The organism is Streptomyces sp. CNZ287 (genome assembly GCF_007827615.1).
This window is the reverse complement of the sequence record NZ_VISV01000023.1, coordinates 69,493-85,994: the sequence shown is the minus strand read 5'-3', so window position 1 is coordinate 85,994 and position 16,502 is coordinate 69,493. Positions and strand designations below refer to the sequence as shown.

At 72.9% G+C, this 16,502-nt stretch carries 12 protein-coding genes; 7 read left to right on the top strand and 5 right to left on the bottom strand.

The window, feature by feature from the left end:
- Positions 1 to 96: 96 nt before the first annotated feature.
- Positions 97 to 984, top strand: coding sequence for a sugar isomerase (locus FB457_RS30970; protein WP_145784020.1), 888 nt, complete (start codon positions 97 to 99; stop codon positions 982 to 984).
- A 21-nt stretch (positions 985 to 1,005) separates the two neighbouring features.
- Here the strand turns inward: FB457_RS30970 and FB457_RS30965 are convergent, their stop codons facing one another.
- Complete coding sequence (locus FB457_RS30965; protein WP_186462071.1) at positions 1,006 to 2,667, bottom strand: acetolactate synthase large subunit; 1,662 nt, start codon at positions 2,665 to 2,667, stop codon at positions 1,006 to 1,008.
- 198 nt (positions 2,668 to 2,865) lie between these two features.
- Here FB457_RS30965 and FB457_RS30960 point away from each other — a divergent pair, with 198 nt between their 5' ends.
- Complete coding sequence (locus tag FB457_RS30960) at positions 2,866 to 5,115, top strand: HelD family protein (protein WP_047020612.1); 2,250 nt, start codon at positions 2,866 to 2,868, stop codon at positions 5,113 to 5,115.
- Positions 5,116 to 5,202: 87 nt separating this feature from the next.
- On the opposite strand, the gene FB457_RS30955 is transcribed toward FB457_RS30960, so the two are convergent.
- From FB457_RS30955 to FB457_RS30940, 4 genes are read right to left on the bottom strand one after another with little or no spacing between them, the layout of a single operon-like run.
- Positions 5,203 to 7,641, bottom strand: a complete 2,439-nt coding sequence (locus tag FB457_RS30955) for a beta-xylosidase/alpha-l-arabinosidase (protein ID WP_078898557.1) — start codon at positions 7,639 to 7,641, stop codon at positions 5,203 to 5,205.
- Positions 7,638 to 8,456, bottom strand: coding sequence for a carbohydrate ABC transporter permease (locus FB457_RS30950; RefSeq protein ID WP_145784018.1), 819 nt, complete (start codon positions 8,454 to 8,456; stop codon positions 7,638 to 7,640). Before FB457_RS30950 ends, FB457_RS30955 begins: the two co-directional genes overlap by 4 nt.
- Positions 8,456 to 9,403: a carbohydrate ABC transporter permease gene (locus FB457_RS30945; RefSeq protein ID WP_047019254.1), complete on the bottom strand. Its 948-nt coding sequence runs from the start codon at positions 9,401 to 9,403 to the stop codon at positions 8,456 to 8,458. The genes FB457_RS30950 and FB457_RS30945 overlap by 1 nt, the downstream gene beginning before the upstream one ends.
- A gap of 6 nt (positions 9,404 to 9,409) precedes the next feature.
- Positions 9,410 to 10,711, bottom strand: a complete 1,302-nt coding sequence (locus FB457_RS30940; RefSeq protein ID WP_047019253.1) for an ABC transporter substrate-binding protein — start codon at positions 10,709 to 10,711, stop codon at positions 9,410 to 9,412.
- A gap of 142 nt (positions 10,712 to 10,853) precedes the next feature.
- Here FB457_RS30940 and FB457_RS30935 point away from each other — a divergent pair, with 142 nt between their 5' ends.
- The 5 genes from FB457_RS30935 (at position 10,854) to FB457_RS30915 (ending at position 16,027) form a co-directional block, all read left to right on the top strand.
- A complete protein-coding gene (locus FB457_RS30935) occupies positions 10,854 to 11,888 on the top strand; it encodes a LacI family DNA-binding transcriptional regulator (protein WP_078898556.1) in 1,035 nt (344 codons plus the stop codon).
- 185 nt (positions 11,889 to 12,073) lie between these two features.
- Positions 12,074 to 13,039, top strand: a complete 966-nt coding sequence (locus FB457_RS30930) for a pectate lyase family protein (RefSeq protein WP_047019252.1) — start codon at positions 12,074 to 12,076, stop codon at positions 13,037 to 13,039.
- Between the two features lie 291 nt (positions 13,040 to 13,330).
- On the top strand, positions 13,331 to 14,464 hold the full coding sequence (locus FB457_RS30925; protein ID WP_047019251.1) for a PQQ-dependent sugar dehydrogenase: 1,134 nt from the start codon (positions 13,331 to 13,333) through the stop codon (positions 14,462 to 14,464).
- Between the two features lie 97 nt (positions 14,465 to 14,561).
- On the top strand, positions 14,562 to 15,491 hold the full coding sequence (locus FB457_RS30920; RefSeq protein WP_253911530.1) for an SDR family oxidoreductase: 930 nt from the start codon (positions 14,562 to 14,564) through the stop codon (positions 15,489 to 15,491).
- Positions 15,488 to 16,027 (top strand): carboxymuconolactone decarboxylase family protein, encoded by a 540-nt coding sequence (locus FB457_RS30915; protein WP_047019250.1) that lies wholly within the window; start codon positions 15,488 to 15,490, stop codon positions 16,025 to 16,027. Before FB457_RS30920 ends, FB457_RS30915 begins: the two co-directional genes overlap by 4 nt.
- The last annotated feature ends 475 nt before the right edge of the window (positions 16,028 to 16,502 follow it).

Here is a 16,502-nt window from a genome sequence, read left to right as displayed (position 1 = left end):
CCCGAATCCTCCCAGCCGAAATGCTTGAAGATGCTTGGAATTCTGCCTTAGCATGCACGATTGAACAATGCTTCTCACACAGGGCGGGCGATGAAGATGACGTACGTAGCCGCTGAGCTGGCCGATCAGCCCGCGTGCTGGCGCCGGGCGACGGAGCTGGCGGGGGTGCACGGGCCGCTGCTGCCGCAGCCCGGTGAGCGGGTCGCCGCCGTCGGCTGCGGCACCTCCTACTTCATGGCGCAGGCCTACGCCACGCTCCGCGAGGAGGCGGGCCACGGCGAGACGGACGCCTTCCCCGCCTCGGGCTTCCCGGCGGGCCGGCGGTACGACCGGGTGCTGGCGCTGACCCGCTCCGGCACCACCACGGAGGTGCTGCGGCTGCTGGGCACGCTGGGCGGCTCGGTGCGTACCGCCGCGATCGTCGCCGACGGCGCCACGCCGGTGGCCGAGGCCGCGGACGACACGGTGGTGCTGGACTTCGCCGACGAGCGCTCGGTGGTGCAGACCCGCTTCGCCACCACCGCGCTGACCCTGCTCCGCGCCCACCTCGGGGTGCAGCCGGCCACGGCGGTGGAGGACGCGGAGCTGGCGCTCGTCGAGCCGCTGCCGCAGGGGCTGCTGGCCGCCCGGCAGTTCACCTTCCTCGGCGCCGGCTGGACCGTGGGCCTGGCGAACGAGGCGGCGCTGAAGATGCGCGAGGCGGCGCTGGCCTGGACGGAGTCGTACCCGGCGATGGAGTACCGGCACGGCCCCATCAGCATCACCACCTCGGGCACCGCGACCTGGATGATCGGCGACGCCCCCGCGGGTCTGGAGGACGAGGTGCACGCCACCGGCGCGCTCTGGATCACCGGCGGTCTCGACCCGCTGGCCGAGCTGGTCCGGGCGCAGCGGCTGGCGGTGGCGCTCGCCGGCGCCCGCGGCCTGGACCCGGACGAGCCGCGCCACCTCACCCGTTCGGTGATCCTCAGCCCGGCGGGCTGAGGATCACCGGGGACGGGTGGTTCAGAAGGGGCCCTGGAGGGCGCCGAGCCGGTCGGTCAGCCGCAGGTTCTCGGTGTAGTCGACGGGGCAGGAGATGACGTCCACCCCGTCGTGGGCGAGGGCGTCGCGCAGCGTGGGCAGCAGTTCGTCCGCGGACTTCACCGCGTGCCCGCGGGCACCGAAGCTCTCCGCGTACGTCACCAGGTCCGGGTTGGCGAAGCGGGTGTGGGAGTGGCGCCCCATCTCCAGCTCCATCTTCCAGGTGATCAGCCCGTATTCGTCGTCGACGAGGACGAGCACGGTCATCGGGATGCCCTCGCGGACGGCGGTCTCCAGCTCCTGGGAGTTCATGAGGAACGCGCCGTCGCCGGTCATCGCCAGCACCTGCGCGTCCGGCCGGGCGAGCTTGGCGCCGATGGCGCCGGGCACGGCGAAGCCCATGGTGGACAGGCCGTTGGAGATGAGGCAGGTGTGGGGCTCGTACGTGGGGAAGAGCCGGGCCATCCACATCTTCCCGGCGCCGGTGTCGACCAGCACCACGTCCTCGCGGCCCAGCGCCTCGCGGACGTCAGCGACGACGCGCTGCGGGGCGAGCGGGAAGGACGAGTTGCGGCGGCCGTGCGCCAGTTCCTCGGCGAGCAGGCCGCGGATGAGCCGGCCGTCGCCGTGGAAGGTGCGGCCGACGGCCTCCGCGAGGCCGTCGAGCGAGGACGACGGGTCGCCGAGCACGCCGACCGCGACCGGGTAGTGGGAGTCGACCTCGGCGGGGAACTGGTGCAGGTGCAGGATCTGCTTGTCGCCCTGCGGGTTGATCTTGACCGGGTCGAACTCCTGCGGCTCGTACCCGACGCAGATGAGCACGTCGGCGTTGTCGAATCCGAAGTTGGTGTAGTCGTGGCGCATGAAGCCCACGGCGCCCAGCGCGTTGGGGTGGTCGTCGGGGAAGACGCCCTTGCCGTTGAAGGTCGTCGCCACCGGGATGTCGAGCCGCTCGGAGAAGCGGATCAGGGCGTCCTTGGCGCCCGCCCGGGTGGCGCCGTGCCCGGCCAGCAGGATGGGGCGCGCGGCACCCGCCAGCACCTCTGCGGCGCGCTCCAGTTGCGCCGGGGACGGGGCCTCGGGGCGCGGCCGGTTGATGGGCAGCGGATTCAGCGGCGGGTCGGGCACGAGGCCCTCTATGTCCTCGGGCAGCGCGAGGAACACGGCACCGGGCCGCTCGCTCTGCGCGGTCTTGAACGCCTGGCGCACCATCTCCGGCACCGCGCCCGGGGCCCGTACCTGCTGGGACCAGTCGGTGACCGGGGCGAACATCGCGGGCAGGTCGATGACCTGGTGCGACTCCTTGTGCACCCGGTCGAGGCCGCCCTGCGCGGCGAGCGCGACCACCGGGGTGCTGTTGGTGTGCGCGTCGGCGACGCCGAGGAGCAGGTTGATGGCCCCGGGGCCGAGGGTCGCGGAGCACACCCCCGCGCGGCCGGTGATACGGCCGTACATCTCCGCCATGAACGACGCGCCCTGCTCGTGGCGCACCAGGACGTAGTCGATGGACGGCGAGGCGTTGACGGCGTCGACGAAGCGGATGTTCTCCTCGCCCGGCACGCCGAAGACGTGCGTCACGCCCTCCGCCTCCAGGCAGCGCACCAGAAGGTGTGCCACGTCTTCGGGGGTGTCTGCAGTGCTCATGCCCCGAGCGTAACCCGCGGGCGCACGCGAAAGGCTCCGCCGGAATTCGGTCGGAGCCTCGGAATGCTATGCTGGGGAATTCTCTGCGCACATTCAGAAATCATGAACTAGCGCCAGGGGAAAGTGCGATGCGGGCATTCTATCCGTGCGGGAGTTGAATTGTCAAACAAGGTGTCGGACGAGGTGCAGCACGAGGAAATGCGACGGGAGCAGGAATTCCTTGACCTGCTCCGGCAGCGCCTCACCGAGCTGCGCGACGGCGCGGCGGCGGGGGTACGGGCGGCCCTGGCCCGGGACGGGGGCAACACCCTCCAGGCCAGACTGGAACGCGACGTGCTGGTGGCCGAACAGTCCGGGCTGCTGGCCGCGTTCAACGCAGGCGAGCAGGGCCTGTGCTTCGGCCGGCTGAGCTTCCGCGACGGCCGCGACCACCACATCGGCCGCATCGGCATGCGCGCGGACGACGAGGAGCGCACGCCGCTCGTCGTCGACTGGCGGGCGGAGGTGGCCCGCCCCTTCTATCTCGCCACCGGCCACACCCCCATGGGGCTGCGCCGGCGACGGCACATCTCCACCGAGGGCGGCCCCGACGGCCCCCGGATCACGGGTCTGCACGACGAGATCCTCGACCTCACCGACACCGAGCGGACCGGTCTCGAGGGCGCCGACGCCGACGCGGTGCTCCTCGCTGCACTCGACGCCGCCCGCACCGGCCGGATGCACGACATCGTGCAGACCATCCAGGCCGACCAGGACCGCATCATCCGCGCCCCGCACCGCGGCGTCCTCGTCGTCGAGGGCGGGCCCGGCACCGGCAAGACCGCCGTGGCCCTGCACCGCGCCGCCTATCTGCTCTACGCCCACCGCGAGCAGCTCGCCCGCCGCGCCGTGCTCATCGTCGGCCCGGGCCCCGCCTTCCTCGGCTACATCTCCGAGGTGCTGCCCGCCCTCGGCGAGACCGGCGTGCTGCTGGCCACCCCCGGTGAGCTCTTCCCCGGCGTCGACGCCACCGGCACCGACACCCCGGCCGCGGCGGCGGTCAAGGGCGGCACGGCGATGGCCGGCGCGCTCGCCGCGTACCTCCGAGACCGCCAGCGGCTGCCGGAGTCGACCGTCGTCATCCCGCACGAGGACGGCGAGCTGCATCTCGACTACTGGCTGGCCAACGCGGCCCGCCGGCGGGCCCGGGACACCGAGCTGCCGCACAACGCGGCCCAGCCGCACTTCGCGTTCAACGTCATCGACGGGCTCACCCGGCAGCTCACCGACCGCCTCGGCGAGGACCCGTTCGGCGACGAGAACCTGCTGGGCCCGGACGACATCGCCCAGCTCGGCAAGGCGGTCGCCGCCAACGAGGAGGTGCACGCGGCCATCGCGGAGCTGTGGCCGCTGCTGACGCCCCAGGAGCTGGTCGCGGACTTCCTCGCCGGGCCCGTGCACCTGCCGGAGGCGGACGGGGAGTTGATCCGGCGCGCCGGCGGGCCCTGGACGCCTGCGGACGTACCGCTGCTGGACGAGGCGGCGGAGCTGCTGGGGGACGACGGCCCTGCGCAGGCGGCGGCGCGGGCGCGCGCCGAGGCGGAGCGGCAGGAGCGGATCGCGTACGCGCAGGGCGTGCTGGAGATGTCGTACGGCTCGCGCACCCAGGAGTTCGAGGACCGCGACGACGACGAGGCGGAGGTGCTGGCCGCGCACGACCTCATCGACGCCGAGCGGCTGGCCGAGCGCCAGGAGGAGGCCGACCACCGCACCGCGGCCGAGCGGGCGGCGGCGGACCGGACCTGGGCCTTCGGCCACATCATCGTCGACGAGGCGCAGGAGCTGTCGCCGATGGCGTGGCGGCTGCTGATGCGGCGCTGCCCGACGCGGTCGATGACGCTGGTCGGCGACCCGGCGCAGACGGCGGAGCCGGGGGCGTGCGGGGCGTGGGAGGCGATCCTCGGCCCGTACGTGGACAAGCGCTTCGAGCACATCACGCTGGGCGTCAACTACCGCACGCCGGCGGAGATCATGGAGGTCGCGGCCGAGGTCGCGCGGGCGGAGGACCCCGGGTACGTGCCGCCGCGCTCGGTGCGCGCCACGGGGGTACGCCCCTGGGCGGAGCGCGCCGGGGAGGGGCCCGGCGCCGTGCCGGCGGCGGTCGCGGCGGCCGTGGCCCGCGAGTCGGACGGCGCGGGGCGGCTGGCGGTGATCGCGCCGCGGGAACTGCTGCCGGCGCTGACGGCGGCGCTGCCCGACGCGGCCTCGGGCGCGGCGCCGGACCTGACGCGGCCGGTGGTGCTGCTCGGGCCGCGGCAGGCGAAGGGGCTGGAGTTCGACACGGTGATCGTGGCCGAGCCGGCGCTCTTCGGGAGCAGCGACCTGTACGTCGCCCTGACCCGGGCGACGCAGCGCCTCGGCGTCGTGTACGCGGACGCCCTGCCGGCGGCGCTCGGCGGGCTCGTGTAGGGCGGTGAGGTCGGCGCGCCGCACCGGACCGGGAGGAGCCCGGTGCGGCGCGCCCGCCCGGCCGTGGGCCGGGCTGTCAGGGGGCTCTCACCCGCCGTGCGGCTCGCCGTCCGGCACCGCGGCCGGGGTGTCCGGGTCGCGGTGCGGGTCGAACTCGGCGTGCATCCTGCGGGTGTGGTCCACGTACCGCGGCGGGCCGGTCAGCGTCACCTCGGCGGTGAGCCGCGGCGCCGCGCTCGACGCGGAGAGCCGCAGCTCCAGCGCGCCCGGCTCCACCACCCGGCGCCCGTCGCGGCCGGTGAACGACGCCACGTCGGCCGGGACGACGGCCCGTACCCGGCGCTCCTCCCCCGCGTGGAGCGCCACCCTGGCGTAGCCGACGAGGCGCTGCACGGGCTGCACGACGGAGGCCACGGGGTCGTGCAGATAGAGCTGGACGACCTCGGTGCCGTCCCGCTCGCCGGTGTTGCGGAGGGTGAACGACAGCGCGAACTCGCCGTCGGTGGCGCACTCGTAGGCCGCCACCTCCAGTCCCGACCAGGCGAACGTCGTGTACGACAGCCCGTGGCCGAACGCGAACGCCGCGGTCGGGTCGACGTTGGACACCTCGTTCGCCTGGCCCAGCCGGGGTGCGAGGTACGTCGTCGGCTGCGCCCCCGGGCCGCGCGGCACGCTGACGGGCAGCCGGCCCGAGGGGTTCGTCCGCCCGGCGAGCACACCGGCCACGGCCGTCGTGCCCTCCTCGCCGGGGAAGAAGGACTGCACGATCGCGGCCGCCTCGTCCGCCGCCCGCCCGAGCGCGTACGGCCGCCCGGCCAGCAGCACGGGCACCACCGGGGTCCCGCTCTCCAGCAGGGCGTCGAGCAGGTCCTGCTGGACGCCGGGCAGCGCCAGCGACTCCGCGTCGCAGCCCTCGCCGCTGGTGCCGCGGCCGAAGAGCCCGGCGCGGTCGCCGAGCGCCGCGATCACGACGTCGGCCTCACGCGCGGCCCGTACCGCCCCGGCGATGCCGTCCGTCTCCGGGCCGTCGACGGAGCAGCCGGCGGCGACGGTGACGGTGGCTTCGGGGAACTCCCGGCGCAGCGCCTCGTGGAGCGTGGGCAGCCCGATCCCGACCGGGGTCCCGGGGTGCTTGACGCCGACGTGGACGGGGAACGAGTAGCAGCCGAGGACGGCGTGCGGCTCGTCGGCGTTGGGGCCGACGAGGGCGATCCGGCGCGGGCCGCGCAGCGGCAGGGTGCCGTCGTTGGCGAGGAGCACCACGGACTGCTCGGCGACCTCACGGGCCAGCTCCCGGTTGCCGGCGGAGTCCAGATCCACGGTGCCGCGCACCGCGCCGGGTTCCGCCTCCGCGCCCGCGTCCGCCAGCGCTTCCGGCACCGGCGACCAGCCGGCGTCGAGCAGCCCCAGCCGGACCTTCTGCGTCAGCACCCGGCGCAGCGCGCGGTCGACGAGGCCCTCGTCGACCCGCCCGTCCGCGAGCGCCGCGAGCAGCGGCGGCCCGAAGGTCTTGACCGTCGGCAGCTCCACGTCCACCCCGGCGGCGAGAGCGGCGCCGGCGGCGCCGGCCCAGTCGCCGGCCACGCCGTGCAGCGTACGGAGGAAGGAGATGCCGAAGTAGTCGGCCACGACGGTGCCGTCGAAGCCCCAGGTGTCCCGCAGCAGCCCGGTCAGCAGCGACGCGTCGGCCGCGGAGGGCACGCCGTCGGTGTCGGTGTACGAGCTCATCACCGACCCCACGCCGCTCTCCCGCAGCGCCATCTCGAACGGCGGCAGGAGCACGTCGGCGCGCTCGCGCTCGCCCACGGCGACCGGCGCGAGGTTGCGCCCGGCGCGGGAGGCGGAGTAGCCGACGAAGTGCTTGAGGGTGGCGAGGACGCCGGCGGACTGCAGGCCCTGGATGTACGCGGTGGCCACCGTGCCGACGAGGTACGGGTCCTCGCCGATGGTCTCCTCCACCCGGCCCCAGCGCACGTCGCGTACGACGTCCAGGACCGGCGCGAGCCCCTGGTGGACGCCCACGGCCCGCATGTCCCGGCCGATGGCCGCGGCCATCCGCCGCACCAGCGCCGGGTCGAACGTCGCGCCCCACGACAGCGGCACCGGGTACGCGGTCGCGCCCCAGGTCGCGAAGCCGGCCAGGCACTCCTCGTGGGCGAGGGCCGGGATGCCGAAGCGCCCGGCGGCCACGACCCGTTCCTGGGTGCGCTGCAGCGACAGCGCGCCGAGCGCGGGGTCGACGGGCGCGGTGCCGAACGGCCGCGTCAACTGGCCGAGCCCTGCGGGCAGCAGCGCGCCGAGGTCGACCGCCTCCTCCATCTCGTGCTGGTACGGCGCCACTTCGCCGCCTTCGGCGGAGGCGCCGACCCAGACCCCGAAGAGCTGGGCGACCTTCTCCTCGACGGTCATGGCGTCGATCAGCGCCGACACGCGGGTGCCGATGTCGTGTGCGGGGTCGTTCCACACGGGGGTGGCCGTGTCCGGGGCGTCTGCCCGGGGTGTCTCTACTGCCACGTTCGCGGTCACTTTCCTCCGACGCCCATGAGGCCCTGGACCAGGGCCCGCCGGGCGAACAGGTAGACGAGCAGGACGGGGATCATCGACAGGACCACGGCGGCCAGCAGCCCGGGCGCGTCGATCCCGCGCTCGGTCTTGAAGTTGTAGAGGCCGAGCGTGATGACCTTGATGCTGTCGGACTGGGTGAGGACCAGGGGGAAGAGGAAGCCGTTCCACGCCTGGAGGGCGGAGAAGACCACGATGGTGGAGAGGCCTCCCCGGGAGAGCGGGAGGACGAGTTGGAAGAACACCCGCCGGGGGCTGGCGCCGTCCATGGCCATGGCCTCGAACAGTTCCCTGGAGATGTCCCGCATGGTGCCGCTGAGGATCAGTGCGGAGACCGGCAGGCAGAAGGCCGCCGTGGGCAGGATGACGCCGACGAGGTTGTCGTAGAGCCCGGCCTCGCTGATGAGGTAGAACATCGGGACGATCACGGCCTGGAGCGGGATGGCCAGGCCGAGCAGGAAGAGCCGGAAGACGCCGGTGGTGACGGGGCCGCGGCTGCGCACGATGGCGTACGACAGCGGCGGCACCAGCAGCAGCACGATGCCGACCACGCAGACGGTGACGAGCACGGTGTTGAGGAAGTAACGGCCGAAGCCGGTGTCGAAGGCGCCGGTGAAGTTGTCGAGGGTGAAGCCGTCGGGGAGGGCCAGCGGGCCGTCCTGGGCGAACTCCGACTGGCTCTTCAGGGTCGCCGAGATCATCACGTACAGCGGCAGCCCGATGAGGAAGAGCCAGACCAGCGAGCCGGCGCCGGCGAGGTAGTTGGGACGCCGTCTCATCACAGGCCCTCCGTGGTGCTGCGCATCTTGTCGTAGCCGGAGAGCCGCACCATGACCAGCGAGATGAGCGTCGCCGCCAGCACCAGCACGAGCGCGATGGCCGCGCCGACGCCGTAGTCGAAGCTCTTGAAGGCGCGTTCGTACATGTAGTAGGCGCTGATGGTGGTGTCGGTCCCCGGGCCGCCCTGGGTGAGGATCAGGACGGTCTCGAAGGTGGTGAGCCCGCCGACGACCATGAGGATCATCGAGGTGATCATCGCGTTGCGCAGCTGCGGCAGCGTGATGTGGAAGAACTGGCGGTAGCGCCCGGCGCCGTCGACCTCCGCCGCCTGGTAGAGCACCGGCGGGATCGCGCGGGCCGCGCCCTGGTAGATCAGCGTGTGGAACGGGGTGAACTGCCAGGTGCTGACGAAGGCGAGGACGCCGATCGCGGACGCCTGCTCGCCGTAGAGGTTGCCGTCGCCGAAGAGCCAGGTGGCCTCGGCGGGCACGCCGAAGTTCGGGTCGAGCAGGGCGCCCCAGACGACCGCCACCGCGGTGGCGGAGAGGAGCAGCGGAAGGAAGTAGATCGCCGAGAGCACCGCGCGGTTCTTCTGGTTCCCGGCCGCCCAGACGCCCAGCAGGATACTCAGCGGGGTCTGGATCGCCACGCCGAGTCCGGTGAGCAGCAGGCTCAGCCAGATGCTCTTGATCATCACGGGGTCGTCGAGGACCCGCCGCCAGTTGTCGAGCCCGGCGAACTCCGGGTCGCCGATGCCGTCCCAGCTCATGAAGGAGAGCACCACGACCATGATCAGCGGTACGACGGCGAAGGCGGCGAAGAACAGCGTGGCGGGGGCCGCCCAGAGGAATCCCGGGCGGCCCACGTCGGCCACGTTCGCGGTCCGCGTCCGGCGCCGCTCCTTGACAGGGGCGGCGGGGCGGACGCGCGTCATCTGTGTGGTCATGGGTCGTCAGGAGGTCGGCAGGGCCTGCATGGCCGAGATGAAGCCGTCCTCGTCGATCCCTCCGTTGAAGAACTGCTGGACGGCCTTGTGCATGTCGGTGGCGGCGGACTGCGGGTACGCCTGGTCCCAGGAGAGCTGGAAGTGCGGTGCCTTCTCGACCAGGTCGTACTGGTACTTCGAGTACTCGGGGCTCGCCGCCTGATCGAGGAAATCCGGGGTGTTGGCCGTGGTCGGCAGGTTGCCGATGGACAACTGGTCCTTGACGAACTGGTCGGAGTACATGAGCTTGAGGAACTCCGCGATGGCCTCGGGGTGTTCGGCCTTCTTCATCACCGAGTAGTAGTTGTTGGTGTTGCCCGCGAGGTTCGCCGGGTCGCCCTTGCCGCCGTCGACGGACGGGAAGGCGCTGTAGCCGAGGTCCTCGGCGGCGAACTCCTCGTTCAGGCTCTGCTGGGTGGAGTAGTACCAGGAGCCCATCAGCTCGAAGCCTGCCTTGCCGGACGCGACGAGCTGGGGCGAGCCGTTGTTGGTGAACTTCACCGAGTCGTACGTGTCCCCGAACGCGCCGGCGTCGACGAGTTCGCGGATCATGCCGAGCGCCCGCCGGCTGTCCTCGCTCGCCCACGCCTCCTTGTCACCGTCCAGCGCCTGCTGGAACAGCTCGGGGCCGGCGATGCGGTCGTAGAGGTACTGGAACCACATCTGGGTGGGCCACATGTCACCGCCGCCGAGCGCGATGGGGGTGACGCCCGCGTCCTTCAGCTCCGCCACCGCGGCCAGCAGGTCGTCCCAGGTCTCGGGCGGCTCCACGCCGGCGTCGGCCAGCACCTTCTTGTTGTGGAAGAGCATCACCGGCTGCGTGCCGCGCATCGGGACGCCGTACGCCTTGCCGTCCACCACCGAGGCGTCGAAGACCGACGGCAGGAAGTTGTCCTTCAGGCCCGGGTCCTTCTTGATGAAGTCGTCGAGGGGCAGCAGCAGGTCGGCGTCGACGAACGGCTTGATGCTGCCGCCGCCCCAGTGAAAGAAGACGTCGGGGGCCTGCGGGGTGCTGATGATCGTCTGCAGCTTCTGCTGGTAGTCGGCGCCCGGGATGGTGTCCAGACGGGCCTTGACCTCGGACGTCTTGTTGAACTCGTCGACGAGCTTCTTCTCCACCTTGTTGGTGGCGTCGCCGTAGACGAGGACGGTGAACTCGTTCTCGCCGGAGGCCGATCCGCCGTCGTCACCGCAGGCCGCCAGGGTCAGCGTGAGCCCCAGCGCCACGCCGCCGGCGAGTATGCGGGGCATCCGCCTTCGAGTCTTCATACGCACGCCTCTCGAAAATTTCGTCCAGATCACCGAAAGTCGATGTAGGGCTGGACAGTAAGGCGAGCGACCGCAGACGGTCAACGGGCCTGCGGACGCGCGACCAAACCGTTACCGCTGACCGTGCCTTATCCTTCGAACCATGCGTGAAGACGACGATGTGGACGGCCGTGTGACCCTGGCCGAGGTGGCGACTCAGGCCGGGGTCTCCCTCTCGACGGTTTCGAAAGTTCTCAACGGGCGGTCCGATGTCTCTCGGCCTACGCGCTCGAAAGTCGAGCAACTGCTGGAGACCCACGGCTACCGCCGCCGGGCCCAGGCCGCCCCGCAGGCGCCGCTCATCGAGCTGGTCTTCCACGAGCTGGAGAGCGTCTGGGCGATGGAGCTGATCCGCGGCGTGGAGAACGTCGCCAAGCAGAACCACGCGAGCGTCGTCCTCACCGAGAGCGGCACGCGGCACGCGCCGGACCCCGACTGGATCGAGGGCGTCCTGCGCCGCCGCCCGCTGGGCGTGGTGCTCGTCTTCTCCACGCTGCCCGACCGGGTGAAGAAGCAACTGCGCTCGCGCGCCATCCCGTTCGTCATCGTCGACCCGGCGGGCGACCCCGAGCCCGACGTGCCCTCCGTCGGCTCCGCCAACTGGGCCGGCGGCATGGCCGCCACCCGCCACCTCATCGAGCGCGGCCACCGGCGGATCGCCATCATCACCGGCCCCGAGGACATGATGTGTTCCCTCGCCCGGCTCGACGGCTACCGCTCGGCGATGGCCATGGCAGGACTCGACGTCGACCCGGCGCAGGTCCGCTTCGGCGACTTCCACGTCCAGGGCGGCTTCGACCACGCCATGGAGCTGCTCGACGGGCCCGGCCGGCCCACCGCCGTGTTCGCCGGCAGCGACCTCCAGGCCCTCGGGGTGCTGGAGGCGGCCAGGCTGAAGGGGCTGAGCGTGCCGGACGAGCTGTCCGTCGTCGGCTACGACGACGTGCCCCTGGCCCAGTGGTCCAGCCCCGCGCTCACCACCGTCCACCAGCCGCTGCGGCAGATGGCGGAGGAGGCGGCGCAGATGCTGCTGCGCCCGCGCGAGCCCGGCAAGGGGGCGCTGCGCATGGAGCTGGCCACCCGGCTGGTGGTACGGCAGAGCACCGCGGCGCCCGAGGAGCCGCCCTCCGGCCGGTAGGCACCGGGCGCTCCGCTCCCCGGTCCCGCCGGAGTCCCGTTGCGGCGCCCGGGGCTCGCCTGCTCCGCTCCGGCACCGCGAGCGGCAACCTCCCGCCGTCCGGCGGCAACCCACGGCCGGAGCGTGCCGCCGCCACGCGGGCGCGCATCCCCCCACCCGCACACGTACCGGACGGAGAGCAGCACATGCGCACGCACAGGAGGAAGCCCCGCACCATGTCCGTCGTCGCCACCGCGGCCGCGACCGCCGCCGCCACCGCCGCCCTGCTCGTCCCGGGCGCGCTGGCCGACGAGCCCGCCGCGGCCGCGGCCGCCCCGATCGGCTTCGGCGCCGGCACCACCGGCGGGGCCGGCGGCCCGACCGTGAGGGTGTCGGACGCGGCCGCGTTCACCGCCGCGGTGCAGAGCGACGGACCGCGGATCGTCCAGGTCGACGGCACCATCCAGCTCGGCGGCATGACCAAGATCGCGTCCGACAAGACCGTCGTCGGCGTCGGCGGCAACGGCCGCATCACCGGCGGCGGCGGGCTGAACATCAGCGAGGTCAGCAACGTCATCGTGCAGAACCTGACGATCTCGGGCAGCGACGACGACAACGTCAACGTCCAGTACTCCACGGACGTCTGGCTGGACCACAACACGCTGACGGACGCGAGCGACGGCAACCTGGACATCAAGCGCGCGTCGGACGGCATCACGGTCTCGTGGAACCACTTCCACGGCCAGGACAAGAACGCGCTGCTCGGCCACAGCGACTCCAACGCCGGCGAGGACGCCGACGCCCTGCACGTCACGTATGCCTTCAACTGGTTCGACGGCACCAACCAGCGCAACCCTCGGGTCCGCTTCGGCAACCCGGTGCACGTGCTCAACAACTACTACGACGACATCGGCTCGTACGGCGTCGCCTCCACCGAGGACGCCGGCGTGCTGATCGAGGGCAACTACTTCGAGAACACCGAGGACCCCTTCCACCTCGGCGAGGCCAGCTCGGGACCCGGCACCATCGAGGCCCGCGGCAACCACTTCCAGAACTCCGGCACCGGCGAGGCCGGCGGCTCCGTCGCGGGCATCCCGTACTCCTACTCCGTGCAGCCCGCGCAGAGCGTCAAGAGCACCGTGACCGGCGGGGCCGGCGCCGGGAAGCTCTGAGAGACGGCGGCGCGCGCCGCGGCGGCCCGCGGGACACGTCCTGCCCCTCCCGCGGTACGAAGTTCCCCGCGGCGCGCGGCGCTTCACCTCCGTAGGCAACCGCCGTCCGGCTCCCGGGCACCGCCCGGCGGGGCGGACGGCGGCCCGGACTCCCCTCCCCCGGGGCGAGGTTGCGGTATTCAACGGGAACGGCGCGCGGGTTATCCTCCTGCGGACCAGGGGCATCGCCCCGACCGTGCGAGCGCACGCACCGTTCCCCCACACCCTCAACCCCACCCCAGGAGGGTCACCATGAGAGTGCGTACCATCTCGGCGATCGCCGCCGGGTTCTGCCTCGCCGTCTCCGGCGCCGCCCTCTCCGCGGCCAGCGCGGACCCGCCCGCGAAGTCCCGGCAGGCGGCGGTCGAACTCACCACCGTGGCCGAGGCGAAGAACCCGAGCGCCGGCACCGCGGGCCCGGGCGACACGGTCTGGATCGCCGAACGCGCCGGCACCGTCCGCGTCCTCACCGACTCCGGCCTCGGCGAGCCCGTGCTGGACATCTCGGACGACACCACGACGAACGGCGAGCGCGGGCTGCTCGGCATCGCCTTCGACCCGGAGTTCGAGCACTTCTACGTCTCCTTCACGGACCGGGAGGGCACCAGCACCGTCGACGAGTTCGCCGTCGCCGACGGCGCACCCGACCCCGGCTCGCGGCGCACCGTCCTCACCCAGGAGCAGCCGTACGCCAACCACAACGGCGGCCAGATCGCCTTCGGCCCCGACGGGATGCTGTACATCGCCCTCGGCGACGGCGGCGCGGGCGGCGACCCGCACGACTACGGCCAGAACCTGGACACGCTGCTCGGCAAGCTGCTGCGGATCGACCCGGGCGGCGGCGACCCGTACGCGATCCCCGAGGACAACCCCTTCGTGGACGACGCGGACGCACGGGACGAGATCTGGGCGTACGGGCTGCGCAACCCCTGGCGGTTCTCCTTCGACGCCGAGACCGGCGACCTGTGGATCGGCGACGTCGGGCAGAACCGGGTCGAGGAGATCGACTACGCCCCGGCGGACAGCGCCGGCGGCGAGAACTACGGCTGGGGCCGGATGGAGGGCTCGGAGGTCTTCGACGGCGAGGAGCCGGCGAACCACGTGCCCCCGGTGCACGAGTACGGCCGCGACGGGCTCGGCTGCTCGGTCACCGGCGGCTTCGTCTACCGCGGCGAGGCGATCCCGGACCTGGCGGGCCAGTACCTGTTCAGCGACTACTGCGACGGCACCGTCCGCGCGCTCGACGTCGAGAACGGCGAGGTCACCGGCGAGAGCGACCTCGGCGTCAGCGGCGGCGAGGTGATCTCCTTCGTCCAGGGCGGCGACGGCGAGCTGTACGTGCTGGACCTCGGCGGGCCGGTCCAGCGGCTGGACCCGGCCGCGTAGCACCGGCGACCCCGCGGGCCGCCGCGGCGCGGCCCGCGGGCACCGGTGACCGCACGCCCCGTTCCGGTCGCGGGCGCGGGACGTTACCGTGCGGTAGATGAAGCGACCGGGGCTGAGTGACCTGACGGGACGGCGGATCTTCGTCACCGGCGCGGCGGGCGGCATCGGCCGCGCCACCGCCGCGCTGGCCGCGGACCGCGGCGCGGAGCTGTACCTCACCGACCTGGACGGGGACCGCCTCGACGCCACCGCCGCGCGGATACGCGCCCGGGGCGGGACCGTGCGCTACGCGGGCGCCGCCGACATCGCCGACCTCGACGCCGTACGGGCCGTGGCCGACGAGGTGCACGCCGCGGCGGACGGGCCGATGGACGTCGTGATGAACATCGCCGGGATCTCGGCGTGGGGCACGGTTGAGCATCTGGAGCACCGGCACTGGCGCGCCATGGTCGAGGTGAATCTGATGGGCCCCGTGCACGTCATCGAGACGTTCGTGCCGCCGATGATCGCGGGCGGCCGCGGCGGGCACCTGGTCAACGTCTCCTCGGCGGCGGGCCTGCTCGGGCTGCCGTGGCACGCCGCGTACAGCGCCGGCAAGTTCGGGCTGCGCGGCGTCTCCGAAGTGCTCCGCTTCGACCTGCGCCGGCACGGCATCGGCGTCAGCCTGGTCTGCCCGGGCGCGGTGGACACGCCGCTGACCGAGACCGTGGAGATCGTCGGCGTGGACAAGGAGAGCAAGGCGTTCAAGCGGCTCCAGGCGGGCTTCCGCAGGCAGGCGGAGTCGCCGGAGGCGGTCGCCGGGATGATCCTCAAGGGCGTGGCGCGGAACCGCTATCTGGTGCACACCTCCGGCCGGGTACGGGCCGCGCACGGGCTGCAGCGCGCGGCGCCGCCGCTCTACGCGCTCGCGATGCGGGCGATGAACTCCGCCACCCACCGGCTGCTGCGCCGCGCGGTCCTGGGCCCGCCCGGGCGGCCCGCCCCGGGCGGCGACCCGGGCCCGCGGAAGGACGGGGGCGCGCGGTGAGCGCGCCGCGCATCGCCCCCGGCGGACGACGCGACGTCGGCGCGGCCACCTGGCTGCTCAGCCGCGCGGCGGGCCGCGTCGCCGGCACCCGGCCGCCCGCGCTCTTCCTCGTGCTCGGCCGCCACCGCCGGCTGTTCCGCGGCTGGCTGCGGTTCGCCGGCCGGCTGATGCCCCGCGGCACACTGCCGCGCCGGGAGACGGAGCTGGTGATCCTGCGGGTGGCCCATCTGTGCGACTGCGCGTACGAGTTCGAGCACCACCGCAGGCTCGGCCGCCGGGCCGGGCTCACCCCCGCCGACGTCGCCCGGGTCGAGGCGGGCCCCGGGGCGGAGGGGTGGACGGAGCGGGAGGGCGCGCTGCTCGCCGCGGTCGACGCGCTGCACCACGACCGGGACCTCGACGACGCGCTCTGGCGGCGGCTGCGGACCCATCTGGACGAGCAGGGGGCCATCGAACTGCTGCTGCTCGCCGGGCACTACGAGATGCTCGCCACGACCATCGCCGCGCTGCGCCTGGCGCCGGACCCGGCCGGCTAGCGGGCCCGCCGCGGCCCTCCCGTACCCCCGGCCAGGGGTAGGCATTCAGCTATTCCACAGTTTTCCGACCAATTTTCTAGGAAAACCATTGACGCAGGCCAGCGCGGTACGCAGCATGAGGGCATGTCCGTTGCCGTGCACTCCCCGGGCTCCCCCGCCGGCGGCGCTGGCGCCGGCGGGGAGGTCTCAGGGAGCGCACGCCGGTCACGTACGCGCGCTTCCGTGACCCGGGCGGGCGCACGAGCGGCGGCGGGAGCCGGAAGCGGGGGAGCAGGGCCCTTCGCACTCCTCCGGGTTAGCGAAGGGCCCTGCCCGTCTGTGTGGAGCCCGGCGCGGCCCGGCTTTTGGCGGTCCGCTCACTGTCTCCCATTGTTTCCTAGTATTCCCATCGGTGTGCTAGGAATTATGAAAGCAGTAGCCTCGTCGCGTCAACAGGTGCCCGGGGGTGGACCGGTCCCCGGGACGCGAGATCATG